Below are 13,840 nucleotides of genomic sequence, written 5' to 3'. Positions count from 1 at the left end.
AGAGGTTGTGTGGTCCTGTGGGAGCGGGCTTGCCCCGCGATGAGGCCAGCTTCAGCGCAACCGCGACCGGATCCGGTGGCACACATCCAGCACCTGTTCCACCTCCCCCTCGCCCAGGTCGATCTTGCAGGCCATGTTGCTGAACACCTGTGCGGCCTCGGCCTTGAGCTCGCGGCCCTTGTCGGTCAGCAGCAGGTTGCGCCGGCGGCGGTCATTGGGGTCGAGGTAGACGGTGAGGAAGCCGTTGTCGGCCAGGCGCTTGACGATCGGCGTCAGGGTGCCGAGGTCGAACAGCGTCAGCTCGCTCAGGGCGCTGATCGAGACATCGTCCTGGCCCCATAACCCGGCCATCACCAGCAGTTGCGGGTAGGTCACGCCGCGCTTCTTCAGCGGCTCGGCGTAGTCACGGACCATGGCGTTGGCCGTCGAGTACAACGAGAAGCACAACATCCGGTCGAAGTCGAAGGTCGGGTCAAGCATAGGCACCTCCGCGCACACGGCTGAATTCATGCACGGCATTCACCAGCGTTGCCACCGCCTCTGGCGAGGTGGCCGGCGAGATCCCGTGGCCCAGGTTGAACACATGGCCAAAGCCCGCGGCCGGCGGCCCGAAGGCCTGCAAGGTACGCTGCACTTCACGGCGGATACAGGCTTCATCGCCCAGCAAGACGCTGGGGTCGAGATTACCCTGCAAAGCCACGCTGTTGCCCACCAGTTGTCGGGCCATGCCCAGGTCGCAGGTCCAGTCCAGGCTCAGGGCGTCGGCGCCGCTGTCGGCCATCTCGGCCAGCCACGGGCTGCCGCCCTTGGTGTAGAGGATCGACGGCACCCGCTGGCCGTGGTGGGTCTTGTGCAGGCGCGCCAGCACCTCGCGCAGGTAGAACAGCGAAAAACGCTGGTAGGCGCCATCGGCCAGGGCCCCGCCCCAGGTGTCAAAGATCATCACTGCCTGTGCGCCGGACTCGATCTGCGCATTGAGGCTGCTCGCCACTGCCTGGCTGGTGACCTGGAGTATGCGCTGGAGCAGTTCCGGGCGGCGGTAGAGCATCTTCTTGATCAATTGGAAATCACCCGGCGGACCGCCTTCGACCATGTAACAGGCCAGGGTCCAGGGGCTGCCGGCAAAGCCGATCAGCGCCACCTTGGGGTCCAGCGCCCGGCGGGCCTGGGCGACAGTCTGGTACAGGTAGTCCAGTGCTTCGGGCTCGGGCACGCGCAGGCGCTTGATGGCCTGTTCGTCACGCAATGGATGACGAAAACGCGGGCCTTCGCCCGCGCCGAAGTACAGGCCCAGGCCCATGGCATCGGGCACGGTGAGGATGTCGGAGAACACGATTGCCGCGTCCAGGTTGAAGCGGCGCAACGGTTGCAGGGTGGCTTCGGTAGCGAAGTCCGGGGTTTTCGCCAGGCTCAGGAATGACCCGGCGCGGGCCCGCAGCTCACGGTACTCGGGCAGGTAGCGCCCGGCCTGGCGCATCAGCCAGACCGGCGTATGCGCTGTCGGCTGACGCAGCAAGGCCTTGATTAAGGTTGTAGTGTGCAAGGACAGGTAACTCGTACTGGATTCGCGAGAATCGTTGGAAAGACCGCCTATCAGTGGCGGTTGGGCAAAGCGTGGGCAATCTCGCGGCGCAAGGCCTCGATGGTAGCGCGATAATCGCTCTGGGCAAAAATCGCTGTTCCGGCGACGAACATGTCGGCCCCGGCGGCAGCCACCTGGCCGATGGTTTCTAGGTTGACGCCGCCGTCCACCTCCAGACGGATCGCCCGGCCACTGTCGTCGATCAGCTTGCGCGCTGCGGCAATCTTGGGCAATACCGAAGGGATGAACTTCTGCCCGCCAAAGCCCGGATTGACCGACATCAGCAGGATCAGGTCGAGCTTGTCGAGCACGTATTTCGCGGCGTCCAGGGTACTGGCCGGGTTGAACACCAGGCCCGCCTTGCACCCCAGGTCCTTGATCAGCTGCAGCGAGCGGTCCAGGTGCAGGGTGGCCTCGGGATGGATCGAGATATAGTCGGCGCCGGCCTCGGCGAAGGCCTGGATCATCGCGTCCACCGGGGTGACCATCAGGTGCACATCGATCGGCGCGGTAATCCCGTGGCTGCGCAGTGCCTTGCAGAACTGCGGCCCCATGGTCAGGTTGGGCACATAGTGGTTATCCATCACATCGATATGGATGACATCGGCACCGGCGGCCAGTACCTGCTCGGCTTCAGCGCCAAGGCGGGCAAAATCGGCTGCCAGAATCGACGGTGCAATCCAGAACTCTTTCACGGGTGTACTCCATTACTCATTGACTAATCGTTGCCGCGGCCCCGCTTCACGTTGAAGCAGCGCGGCGTTGATCTGCTCGATCAACGCCGTGGTGGGCTCCTCCAGGTGAAAATGATGACCGCCATCGTGCCAGTGCACCTGGGTGGCCCAGGGCAAGGCGTTTTTTCGTTTATCGAACGGGGTACCGGCAAACAGCCCCTGGCGCCCGAGCAGCAGGTGCAGCGGGCATGTGATCTGGCGCAGGAAATCGCAGGCCTGGCGCTCGGTCAGTGGCATGGCTTCGGGCAGCACCAGGCGCGGGTCATGGCGCCAGCGGTAACCGTCGCCGACGCTGAGCAGATCGCGCATGGCCAACAGTCGCGCGCCCTCGGCGCAGAGGGCGCCGTCGATGCTGTTGCGCCGCTCGCTGATTGCCGCTTCAAGGCTTGCGAACTGCGCCGTCTGCGGCGCCGAAAAACCATGCAGGCGGGTGCGCAAGGCCAGGCGCAGCAGGCGCTGGGACTTTTTCAGGTGCTCGACGGTGTCTTCCTCGGCGATGGTAAAAGGCGCGCCCATTCCATCGATGAACACCATGCAATCGATCGACTTGTTCATCGCCGCCAGAATCGACGCCACGCCGGTACCCATGGAGTGGCCCAACACCGAAAAGCGCTTCCAGCCCAGGCTTTCGACCAGGGCGTTCATGTCGTCGGCGTGCTCCCACAGGTAGTAGCCGCTGTCACCGCGGCGATGCTCGGAACGCCCATGGCCGGCCAGGTCCGGGGCCACCACGAAGCATTCCTCGAGCAGCGGCGCGATCCGCTCGAACGATGCCGCGTTGTCCAGCCAGCCATGCACGGCGAGCACCGGGTGGCCGCTTTCATTGCCCCAGATGCGCAAAGCGAAATGGTTGCCGTTGACGTCCAACGATTGATCGCGACCTCTGTTGCCCAGACTCATATCCGTACATCCTGTATGACTGAATCACCCATGAAAGGCGCCGCTCAACCGGCCAGGGCCAGTTGCGCAGCACGCGCCGTCTGCTGCAGTTGCCGCAGGTCGAACTTGCCGTTGGCGGTGCGCGGCAAGTTGCCTTCAACGCTGATCGACAGGGGTACCTTGTGTGCCTCAAGGCCCTGTCGGCAACGTTCGAGCAACTGTTCCACGCTCAGGGTCACACCTTGGCCCAAGGTCACGAATGCCCATAGCCCCTCGCCGACCGATGCATGTTCGATACCGACCACAGCCGCCGCTTCGACGCCATCGATGGCGTAGAGGAAGCTCTCGACCTCGCTGGGGCTGACCTTCATCCCGCGCGACTTGATCACATGGTCCATGCGTCCCTGGAAGTACAGGTAGCCATCCTGATCGAGGCTGCAATAGTCGCCGGTGTAGAGCACGCTTTCCCCCGGGTACGGGCCTGGCTTGAGCTTCTGCGCCGTGGCCTGGGGGTTGCGCCAGTAACCGGCCATGACCGTGGCGCCGCGAATCACCAGCTGGCCGACCTGGTGGGGCTGATTGATGCGCCTGCCCTCGTCGTCCACCAGCCACAGTTCGGTGTTGGGGATGGCGATGCCGACACTGCCGGGCTTGTCGTCGATGTCTTCCGGTGGCAGGTAGGTGCAGCGCTTGCACTCGGTCAGGCCGTACATCGAGAAGATCAGCGCCTGGGGGAACAGGCCCTTCATCTGCGCGATGTGGGTCGGCTTCAATGCCGCGCCGGTGTTGGTCACCATGCGCACCTGGGGGAAGGTCGCCTCGCGCTTGTGCGCATACTCGTGCAGGAGCATGAGCATGGTCGGCACGAACGGGATCACGGTGATCTGGTACTGGCGAATCTTCTTGATCAGGAAGATTGGCCAGGTGAACTCCTTCTCCAGCACCAGGGTGGCACCGGTGCTCAGGGCCATGATCATCTGGTAAAGGCCGTAGTCGAACGACAGCGGCAGCGAGCACAGCACATTGTCGCTGGCCTGGTAACCCAGGTAGGTGTGCAGCGAATTGAGCGCCGCGAGCATGTTGCGGTGGGTGAGCATCACGCCCTTGGGCGCGCCGGTGGAGCCGGAGGTATAGATGATCGCCGCCAGGTCCAGGTCGAGGTTGCCACACGGCAGCGGCACACCGGCGCCCTGCCCTAGCAGGCTTTCGACCGTGAGGGTATCGGGTGAGTCGGCTTCGCCGTCGAGCAGCACGATGGCTTTGAGGTAACTCAGCTCGGCGGTGCTGGCGGGCAGGCTGGCGAATTTCTCCGAGGTGGTGATCAGCACCGAGGCTTCGGCATCGCGAATGATGTAATCGAGGCTGTCGGCCGGCGTTTCCAGGCCGACGTTGACCATCACCCCGCCAGCCCTGAGCACACCCCAGAAGGCACAGACGGTTTCTACCCGGTTGCCCAGGCACACCACCACCCGCTCCTGGCGTTGCAGGCCATTGACCTGCAGGCCGGCGGCCAGGCGCCCACTGGCTTCGTCAAGCTGCGCATAGGTATAGGTTTCATCGGCGTAGATGACCGCCGCCTTGTCCGGGTGCAAGCCGTTGGGGCCGTCCAGCACGTGCTGCAAAAGGACGTCAGACGCCTTCATGCTGCACCTCGAGACGTGCCCGACGCACAGCCGCCGGTTGACGATGGGCATCGATATAACCGGCCAGGGTCGCCACGGTATTGAAGTGGCCCGGAGCGATGGTGTCGGGGTTGACGAAGAAGCCTTCGATGTCGTCTTCGAGGTTGACCAGCAGCTCCATGGAGGTCAGCGAGTCCAGGCCCAGGTCATCGCGCAGGTGCGAATCGGCACTGATCACGGTGTTCTCCGGCAGCTTGAGCACCACCCGCAGGATCTCGCCGAGCTGGCGCTGGGTGGCGGCCTGGGCGATCGGCGTTGGTTCGGCAACCGCCGGTGCGCCAGCGAGCATGGCCGCCAGCGGCACGTCGGCATGGCTGTCGCGGATGTCCAGGGCGGTTTGCCGGGCGCGGGCGAGGAACAACTGACCGTTGCTGACGATCACCTCGGCCGGGTGGCCATGGCTGTGGAACAGGGTTGGCGAGGCAGACGGGCCGTAGGCGCCGGAGGCGGTGACGGCGAGGATGTCGCCTTCGTGCAGGGTTTCGATCTGCAGGTCACGGGCCAGCAGGTCGTCGGGACTACAGAGCGGCCCGGAGATATGGTACTCGCGCAGCGGTGCGCCGGTGCTGCCGGTGGCATGCACAATGCGGAAGTTGCGCTTGAGCACCTGGCCACTGCCTGCGGCGGCGCCATGGCAGTTGGTGCCGCCATCGGTGACGGCAAAGGTCTTGCCGTGGTTTTCCTTGATGTTGTCGACCGTCACCAGCATGGCGCCGCACTTGCCGGCGACGAAGCGCCCGGATTCGACAATGATGCGGGTCTGCGGGAACTGCTGGTTGAAGGCTTCGAACAGCGGCGCCAGCAGTTGCTTGAGGTGGCGGGTGTCGAGCTCGCTCTCGTTCTCGTAGTACTTGATGCCCAGGCCGCCACCGACATCGACCATGGTCATGTCCAGGTTGTAGCGCCGGGTCAGGCTGCGGTACAGCCCAAGGATGTACTTGGCGTTGTCGTATACCGACTGGGCGTCGAGGATCTTGGTGCCGTTATAGACGTGGATGCCCTTGATCTTCAGGTTCGCCAGGGCGGCGTAGTCGCCGAAGTTGGCCACTGCGGTGTCTTCTTCGATACCGAAGTGGGTCGGCCGCCCGCCCATCTTCCACGGCGAGCCGGAGGCGGAGAAGTTCGGGTTGATGCGGATTGCCACCGGCGCCACGCAGTTCAGTTCGCCCGCCAGGGCCGAGAGTTTACGCAGTTCGGTCTCGGACTCGACGACGATGGCAAACACCCCGACTTCCAGGGCTCGCCGATGTTCTTCGGGCTTCTTGTAAGGGCCGAGGAAAATGATGTCCTGGGGATCGACGCCGGCCTTGAGGGCAATTTCCAGTTCGCCCAGCGAACACACTTCGGTGTTACCGCCATAAGAGCGGATCAGTTTCACCAGGGACAGGTTCGGGTTGACCTTCAGTGCATAGAAGATGTCCACGCAGTCCGGCAATGCATCGCGCAACTCGTTGAAACTGCTGCGCAGCACGGCTTCATCGTAGAGGTAGGTCGGTGTCCCGAACGTCGCTTTTGCCTGGAGGACCAGTTCCTTGGAAAGCTTCATCTGTTGCTCCCTTCGTTCTTATAGTGTGCCGCCGCTGCGCGCGTACCCCGTCCCGGCTTGAGAGCACCGTCACGGGGGGCGTATAGCGGGATGGCGTCAAGGTTGGTTGCGCACCACTGCCGGGCTCGTGCTGTCGCCCGGCACAAAACTTTGCGCGCAAAGTTTGTGAAATTCTGCGGCCGCGTTTAAGGTGATGTCAAGATAATTCCACGGGGTTTTGTGTGCGACACAGCGACACGCTTTTGCCGGCACGATCAATGCAGAACAGAGGTAAATCGCCACACCATGCCCATAACAGGTGCTGTATCAGCCAATGAATACGGGGGTTTAATCTGATCCGGTGTTAACGCTGGTTTCTGAGTCTGTTTTGTATGCCGGCAGCTTCCTAGAGTCTGCGCCTGTGCCCCTGCCCCACGGCAGGGCGAGCCATACAGGAACTGTGGAAACTAGCCATGAGCACACATCAACAGGCGCAGGCCTATAACTACAAGGTGGTCCGGCAATTCGTCATCATGACGGTGGTCTGGGGTATCGTCGGCATGGCCATGGGCGTCTGGATCGCCTCGCAACTGGTCTGGCCCGAGCTTAACCTCGACCTGCCGTGGACCTCGTTCGGTCGCCTGCGCCCCTTGCACACCAGCCTGGTGATCTTCGGCTTTGCCGGTAGCGCGCAATTTGCCGCCAGCTATTACGCCGTGCAGCGTACCTGCCAGGTGCGGCTGTTCAGCGACAAGCTCGCCGCCTTCACCTTCTGGGGCTGGCAGGCGACCATCGTGATCATGCTGGTGAGCCTGCCCCTGGGCTTGACCACCACCAAGGAATACGCCGAGATCGAATTTACCGGCGCGGTGTGGATGGCCATCGTCTGGGTCGCCTATGGGATCGTCTTCTTCGCCACCCTGATGCGCCGCAAGGCCAAGCATATCTACGTCGGCAACTGGTTCTTCGGTGCCTTCATCGTGGTGATCGCCATGCTTCACGTGGTCAACCACCTGTCTATTCCGGTGAGCTGGTTCAAGTCGTACCCGGTGTACTCCGGTGCCACTGACGCCATGGTGCAATGGTGGTACGGCCACAACGCCGTGGGCTTCTTCCTGACCACGGGTTTCCTGGGGATGATGTACTACTTCGTGCCCAAGCAAGTGGGCCGGCCGGTGTACAGCTATCGCCTGTCGATCGTGCACTTCTGGGCGCTGATCACCCTGTACATCTGGGCCGGCCCGCACCACCTGCACTACACCGCCCTGCCCGACTGGGCACAATCGCTGGGCATGGCCATGTCGCTGATCCTCCTGGCGCCAAGCTGGGGCGGCATGATCAACGGCATGATGACCCTCTCCGGCGCCTGGCATAAGCTGCGCAGCGACCCGATCCTGCGCTTTCTGGTGCTGTCGCTGGCGTTCTACGGCATGTCGACCTTCGAAGGGCCGATGATGGCGATCAAGACCGTCAACGCCCTGTCGCACTACACCGACTGGACCATCGGCCACGTCCACGCCGGCGCCCTGGGCTGGGTGGCGATGATCACCTTCGGCTCGCTGTACCACATGATCCCGAAAGTGTTTGGCCGCGAGCAGATGTACAGCGTCGGCCTGATCAACCTGCACTTCTGGCTGGCGACCATCGGCACCGTGCTGTACATCGCCTCGATGTGGGTCAACGGTATCGCCCAGGGCCTGATGTGGCGCGCCACCAACGACGACGGCACCCTCACCTACTCGTTCGTCGAAGCACTGGTGGCCAGCCATCCGGGCTTTATCGTGCGCTTTGTCGGTGGCGTGTGCTTCTTGAGCGGCATGCTGCTGATGGCCTATAACACCTGGCGCACCGTGCGGGTGGCCGATGAAAGACTGGCGCTGAACAACGCCAGCCTGGCCTAGGAGGCACGGACATGGATGACTGGTTGTATGCGCTTTACTGCCTGAGCGGCGTACTGTTCTTCTACCTGGTCACCAGCGCCTGCCTGCAGCGGCACACCGGCGAAGTGGACGATCAGGCCAGCCTGATCCCCTTCGCCGACGACCCGGCAGTAGCGCGTCGCGTCGAGGCCGCCACCGGCAAGCCGGTGCCGGCGGTGGCGCCGGATGCGGCACTGAAGGCCTGATTCACGCCTCATCGCTGGCAAGCCAGCTCCCACATTGGATCTGTGTCTGCACAACCTGTGGGAGCTGGCCTTGCCAGCGATCGAGCGCGCAGCGGTCGTAATCCAGGCAGCGCCGGAATCAGCTGCTGGCCATTTCCCGCCCATCCTCGAAGAACACCTTGCGCCCATCCACCTGGCTCGACGCCCGTGGCAGGTTGGCCGCCTCTGCCGTCGGCTTCTCGACATACCAGTAACAATGCTTCGCCGCCCGGGTAATGGCGACGTAAGCCAGACGCAACACTTCATCCTTCTGCGCGTTGTCGAACGCCTGGGCATCGCCGTTGCGGCCTAGACCTGCCTGGCGATACACCTGGTTCTTGTAGGGTGAGTTGGTCAGGTGCTGACAATCGCCGAGCATGAACACCGCATCGGCCTGTAGCCCCTTGGCGCTGTGATAAGTCAGCTGGCGCAGGCGCCGTTGTGCCGCCGGCAACCCGGCCTCGTGGTTGACCAATGCCTGCAAATGGTCGGCAATCGCCGCCTTGTCGCTGCTCTTGCGGTACAGCAGCATCACCGACTCGCCGTTGCGGTAGTGCTCAAGCAGGGTCTCGGCGAGACTGGCCTCGTCGCGCTCGAGCACCTTGACCGGCAGCGGTGTCTCGGCCGCCGGGCCACAGGCCCTGGCCTTCTTGCCGCTGATGGCCGGCGCCGACTTCACGATGTGCTCGGCGGCATCGATGATGTGCTGGTGGCTGCGGTAGTTGTCGGCGAGCATCACCCGGGTGCTGCTCGGCGCCGGGAACTCCTTGGCGAACTCCATGAAGTACTTGGGCGAACTGCCGCGCCAGCCGTAGATCGACTGCCAGTCGTCGCCCACGCACAGCAACGATGAATGCTGCGCCACCCGCCCGACCTGCATGGCCGGGCCACGGCGGCGGATCTCGCGCAGGCAGGCGCGCAGCCAGGAAACGATCTGCGGTGATACATCCTGGAACTCGTCGATCATCAGGTGCGCGAGCGGGCGCAGCAGCGGGTCGGGCAACAGCTGCAGGTTCTCCGGATTGTTTTCGCCGAACAGGGCGAACATGCGGTTGTAGCTCATGATCGGTGGCGACTGGCCCAGCAGGTGCGCTTCCAGGGCTTTCCAGTACAGGCCCAGGGCTTCGAAGAACAGCGCATCGCTGTCACCCGCCGGGAAGCTCATGGCGCCGACCGCCTTGTTGACCTCAAGCCCGAGGTTCTCGATAAAGCCGGCGGCGCCGACAAAGGCATCCAGCAGCGGCGCGGCGGCCAGCTCGCCCTTGACCTTGTAATCGAAGCCGGGGCCGGCCACGGCATCACCCGCCAGGGAGGAAGTCAGGCGCTTGGCAGCGGAGTAATTTTCTAGCCAAATCACAGGCTTATCGCAGAAAGCTTGAAACAGGGTGCGCTTTATCACCCACTCCGCCCACACCGGCAGCTTGGCCCCTGGGCGCTTGTATTGCTGGTTTTCCTTGGGGTCGAAGCCGAGCACCACGTACGCGTCCAGCTCGGCGATATGGCCGTGGAAGTGAAAACGGCTGCCGTTGATCTCGACCGTTTCGCGGCTCGGCTCGATGCCCTTGATCGGCCAGGCGCCCGCGGCAAACCACAGGTCTTCGATCGTGTCGCAGAGCTCTTCGTCGCGGCTGGCAGACAGCTGGGTCACCGCCACGCGTTTTTGCACATCGGGGTGATCGCGGTCCAGCGCCTTGAGCTGCAGGGCTTCGCGGCGCAGGCTGGCAATCAGCTCGGCAAAGCGCGGGCTGCTGCCCAGCAGGTCGCGGTAGCAGAGGTTGAGCTGCTGGCGCTGGGCGTCGTTGATGCGCAGGTCGAACGGGTTGCTCTCGGCGTTGGCTTCACTGCCGCCGGGCATTTCGCTGCCCAGGGTCTCGAACGCGCGCACCTGGCTGAAACCCGGCAGGCTGCGCACCAGCGGCAGGATGCGTGAATGGAAAGTGCGCACCAGCTCGCGGGCCTGAACCTGGCTGAGGTCGAGCTGCCACAAGGCAAACACCTGCAGCAGGCGGCTGATGAAGTCCTTGCGCGATTCGCGGGTGAAGGTCACCACGGTCATGGCGTCCAGCTCGTAGCCCAGGTAATGGCGCAGCAACAGGATGCGCAGCACCAGCGAGGTGGACTTGCCGGCACCGGCACCGGCGATCACGCAGGTCGACGGCGTGTCGCTGAAGATCATCTTCCACTGCGCCGCGCTTGGCTGGGCATGGGCCGGCAGGCGCTGGGCGACGTCGGCCTTGAAACGCTTTTTGAGCTCGGCGCTCAGCGGCAGGCGCCAGTCGTCGAACAGGGCGTCGTCCAGCCCGGGAACGCCATGGCCGTCGGGGCGAGTGTCGCGGATCACCAGGACCTGGCGCCCGGCCTCGTAGCCGTCGATCCGTCCTTCTTCGTAGCCTTCGCGCAGGCCATCGGCGTGACCGGTGCGCTGACCGCTGGCATGGCCCTGGAACCAGGAATCGCGATGCTGCGCCTGCAAGCGGCTCAGGCTGCGCCCGAGCAGGCGCGCGGTGAGGCGACGCAGCCACGGCAACTGCGCAGGCGCAATCAACTCCAGGGGTAGCTTGGGACGCTCTTCAGACACACCGACTCCAACAGAATAAAAACCAGCGGCCATGTTCGCTCCATCGGGCAAAAATCACCAGCCGATTGCTTGCAGATCAGTGAATTAGGCGATGAAGCGCACAAATCACCGTAGCTCTATATATCGACAAATCTGATGATAATCAGCCGAAATTTACGCTTATTTTCGATCATTATTTGATGGATCATCTGCCCCATCCACTCCCTTTCGAGGACAGCCAACATGCTGCAACTGCGCCCGTTCAAGAGCCTTGGCCATGCCAACCATGGTTGGCTCGACGCCCATCACCACTTCTCGTTCGCCGAATACCACAACCCGGCGCGCATGCACTGGGGCAACCTGCGGGTCTGGAACGACGACCTGATCGCCGCCGGCAGTGGCTTCCCGCCGCACCCGCACCGCGACATGGAAATCATCACCTATGTGCGTGAAGGCGCCATCAGCCACCAGGACAACCTTGGCAACAAGGGCCGTACCGAGGCCGGTGACGTGCAAGTGATGAGTGCCGGTACCGGCATCACCCACAGCGAGTACAACCTGGAGAAGGTCGATACGCGGATTTTCCAGATCTGGATCATCCCTGAGCGCGTTGGCCAGCCGCCGTCCTGGGGTACCCGGCCGTTCCCCAAAGGCGAGCGCGGCGAAGGCTTCGTGACCCTGGCCAGTGGCCGTGAGGGCGATGAGCAGGCCTTGCAGATCCGCGCCGATGCTCGTCTGCTGGCGGCGACCTTGCAGGCTGGGGAGACCGCCGAATACCGCTTCGAGGCGGGGCGCCGTGGCTATCTGGTGCCGGCCAAGGGCCTGGTTGAAGTCAACGGTGTGCGCGCCGAAGCCCGTGACGGCGTGGCGATCGAGGATGAGCAGGTGCTCAGGGTGATGGCGGTGCAGGACAGTGAGATTGTGCTGGTCGATGTAGCCTAGGGCCGCTATGCGGCCCATCGCTGGCAAGACCAGCTCCCACAGGTCAGGTAATATCTCTCAGATATTTGCAACACCTGTGGGAGCTGGCTTGCCAGCGATGCTGTTAGCGGTCAGGCAATCGCCGCATCCACCAGTTCCTGGGCTTCAGCCACCAGGCGCTGCAAATGCGCTTCATCGATGAAGCTCTCGGCGTAGATCTTGTAGATATCCTCGGTACCCGACGGCCGCGCGGCGAACCAGCCGTTGGCAGTCATCACCTTGAGGCCGCCAATGGCCTGGTTGTTGCCCGGTGCATGGCTGAGAATCTGCTCGATCGGCTCGCCGGCCAGCATCGTCGACTTGACCTGCTCGGGCGCCAGCTTGCTCAGCAGGGCCTTTTGCTGCGGGTTGGCCTTGGCCTCGACGCGGGTGGCGAACGGCTCACCCAGCTTGGCGGTGAGCTCGGCGTAGGCCTGGCTCGGGTCGCGGCCGGTACGGGCGGTGATTTCTGCCGCCAGCAGCGCCGGGATCAGGCCGTCCTTGTCGGTGGTCCAGACACTGCCGTCCTTGCGCAGGAACGAGGCACCGGCACTCTCCTCGCCACCAAAGCCGAGGGAGCCATCGAACAGGCCGTCGGCGAAGAACTTGAAGCCCACCGGCACCTCAAACAGGCGACGCCCCAGACGCGCGGTGACGCGGTCAATCAGGCCGCTGCTGACCACAGTCTTGCCCACTGCGGCGTCGTTGCGCCACTGCGGACGGTGCTGGAACAGGTAGTCGATGGCCACCGCCAGGTAGTTGTTCGGGGCCAGCAGGCCGTTCTGGGTAACGATGCCGTGGCGGTCGTGGTCCGGGTCGCAGGCGAAGGCCACGTCGAAGCGCTCGCGCAGGCCGATCAGGCCCTGCATGGCATACGGCGAAGACGGGTCCATGCGGATCTGTCCGTCCCAGTCGACGCACATGAAGCGGAAGGTCGGATCGACCTCGGTGTTGACCACTTCCAGGTTCAGCTTGTAGTGCTCGGCAATCGCCGACCAGTAGCGCACCCCTGCCCCACCCAGCGGGTCGACGCCCAGGCGCAGGTTGGCGCTGCGGATCACGTCGAAATCGATGACGTTTTCCAGATCGGCGACATAGCTGGCGACATAGTCATGACGATGGGTGGTGCTGGCTGCCAGCGCCTGTTCATGGGAGATGCGCTTGACGCCTTCCAGCCCCGCGGCCAGAAGGTCGTTGGCCTTGGCCTCGATCCACTTGGTGATATCGCTGTCGGCCGGGCCGCCATTGGGCGGGTTGTACTTGAAGCCACCGCTTTGCGGCGGGTTGTGCGACGGGGTGATGACGATACCGTCGGCCAGGCCGCTGCTGCGGCCGCGGTTGTAACAGATGATGGCGTGGGACACCGCCGGGGTCGGGGTGTACTCGTCATCCTTGGACAGCATTACCTCGACGCCATTGGCGGCCAGCACCTGCAGGGCGCTGGCCGCTGCCGGGGTCGACAGCGCATGGGTGTCGGCGCCGATGAACAACGGGCCGTCGATACCCTTGGCCTGACGGTACAGGCAGATCGCCTGACTGATCGCCAGCACGTGGTTTTCGTTGAAGCTCAGGTCCAGGGAGCTGCCACGGTGCCCGGAGGTGCCGAACGCAACGCGCTGGGTTGCGACGCTGGCATCGGGCTGGCCGGTGTAATAGGCGGTCAACAGTTGCGGGATATCCACCAGCACGGAGGCTGGGGCCGGTTTGCCCGCCAAAGGACTGAGCTTCATGCAAAACCTCAAGAAAGGATGTTCAGGGTGATAAAAACACGCAGTTTA

Annotated in this window: 11 protein-coding genes; 3 read left to right on the top strand and 8 right to left on the bottom strand. The window is 63.6% G+C overall.

Going from position 1 to position 13,840, the window contains the following annotated elements; all coding sequences use genetic code 11:
• Positions 1-51: 51 nt before the first annotated feature.
• From JV241A_RS11135 to JV241A_RS11110, 6 genes are read right to left on the bottom strand one after another with little or no spacing between them, the layout of a single operon-like run.
• Positions 52-480, bottom strand: coding sequence for a MarR family transcriptional regulator (locus tag JV241A_RS11135; protein ID WP_115086475.1), 429 nt, complete (start codon positions 478-480; stop codon positions 52-54).
• Positions 473-1,543: a uroporphyrinogen decarboxylase gene (gene hemE / locus JV241A_RS11130; RefSeq protein WP_258579208.1), complete on the bottom strand. Its 1,071-nt coding sequence runs from the start codon at positions 1,541-1,543 to the stop codon at positions 473-475. The genes JV241A_RS11135 and hemE overlap by 8 nt, the downstream gene beginning before the upstream one ends.
• Positions 1,544-1,593: 50 nt before the next feature.
• Positions 1,594-2,277, bottom strand: a complete 684-nt coding sequence (rpe, locus tag JV241A_RS11125; RefSeq protein WP_115086474.1) for a ribulose-phosphate 3-epimerase — start codon at positions 2,275-2,277, stop codon at positions 1,594-1,596.
• Positions 2,278-2,289: 12 nt separating this feature from the next.
• Positions 2,290-3,216: an alpha/beta hydrolase gene (locus JV241A_RS11120; protein ID WP_115086473.1), complete on the bottom strand. Its 927-nt coding sequence runs from the start codon at positions 3,214-3,216 to the stop codon at positions 2,290-2,292.
• 44 nt (positions 3,217-3,260) lie between these two features.
• Entirely contained in the window at positions 3,261-4,838 is a 1,578-nt protein-coding gene (locus JV241A_RS11115; RefSeq protein WP_134062486.1) for a class I adenylate-forming enzyme family protein, read from the bottom strand.
• Positions 4,825-6,423, bottom strand: a complete 1,599-nt coding sequence (locus JV241A_RS11110) for a phosphopantetheine-binding protein (protein WP_134062484.1) — start codon at positions 6,421-6,423, stop codon at positions 4,825-4,827. The genes JV241A_RS11115 and JV241A_RS11110 overlap by 14 nt, the downstream gene beginning before the upstream one ends.
• A 452-nt stretch (positions 6,424-6,875) precedes the next feature.
• On the opposite strand from JV241A_RS11110, the gene ccoN reads away from it, so the two are divergent.
• On the top strand, positions 6,876-8,303 hold the full coding sequence (ccoN, locus tag JV241A_RS11105) for a cytochrome-c oxidase, cbb3-type subunit I (RefSeq protein ID WP_115086470.1): 1,428 nt from the start codon (positions 6,876-6,878) through the stop codon (positions 8,301-8,303).
• Positions 8,304-8,314: 11 nt separating this feature from the next.
• Entirely contained in the window at positions 8,315-8,527 is a 213-nt protein-coding gene (locus tag JV241A_RS11100) for a cbb3-type cytochrome c oxidase subunit 3 (protein WP_233673448.1), read from the top strand.
• A gap of 118 nt (positions 8,528-8,645) precedes the next feature.
• Here the strand turns inward: JV241A_RS11100 and JV241A_RS11095 are convergent, their stop codons facing one another.
• A complete protein-coding gene (locus JV241A_RS11095; RefSeq protein ID WP_134062482.1) occupies positions 8,646-11,156 on the bottom strand; it encodes a UvrD-helicase domain-containing protein in 2,511 nt (836 codons plus the stop codon).
• 189 nt (positions 11,157-11,345) lie between these two features.
• Between JV241A_RS11095 and JV241A_RS11090 the strand changes: the two genes are divergently transcribed.
• Positions 11,346-12,044 (top strand): pirin family protein, encoded by a 699-nt coding sequence (locus tag JV241A_RS11090; RefSeq protein WP_115086468.1) that lies wholly within the window; start codon positions 11,346-11,348, stop codon positions 12,042-12,044.
• A gap of 110 nt (positions 12,045-12,154) precedes the next feature.
• Here the strand turns inward: JV241A_RS11090 and pgm are convergent, their stop codons facing one another.
• Positions 12,155-13,792: a phosphoglucomutase (alpha-D-glucose-1,6-bisphosphate-dependent) gene (gene pgm / locus JV241A_RS11085; RefSeq protein ID WP_134062480.1), complete on the bottom strand. Its 1,638-nt coding sequence runs from the start codon at positions 13,790-13,792 to the stop codon at positions 12,155-12,157.
• Positions 13,793-13,840 lie beyond the last annotated feature (48 nt).

Origin of the sequence: Pseudomonas sp. JV241A (assembly GCF_900275665.1) — a bacterium.
GTDB lineage: Bacteria > Pseudomonadota > Gammaproteobacteria > Pseudomonadales > Pseudomonadaceae > Aquipseudomonas > Aquipseudomonas wadenswilerensis.
This window is presented reverse-complemented; position numbering and strand designations above follow the sequence as displayed.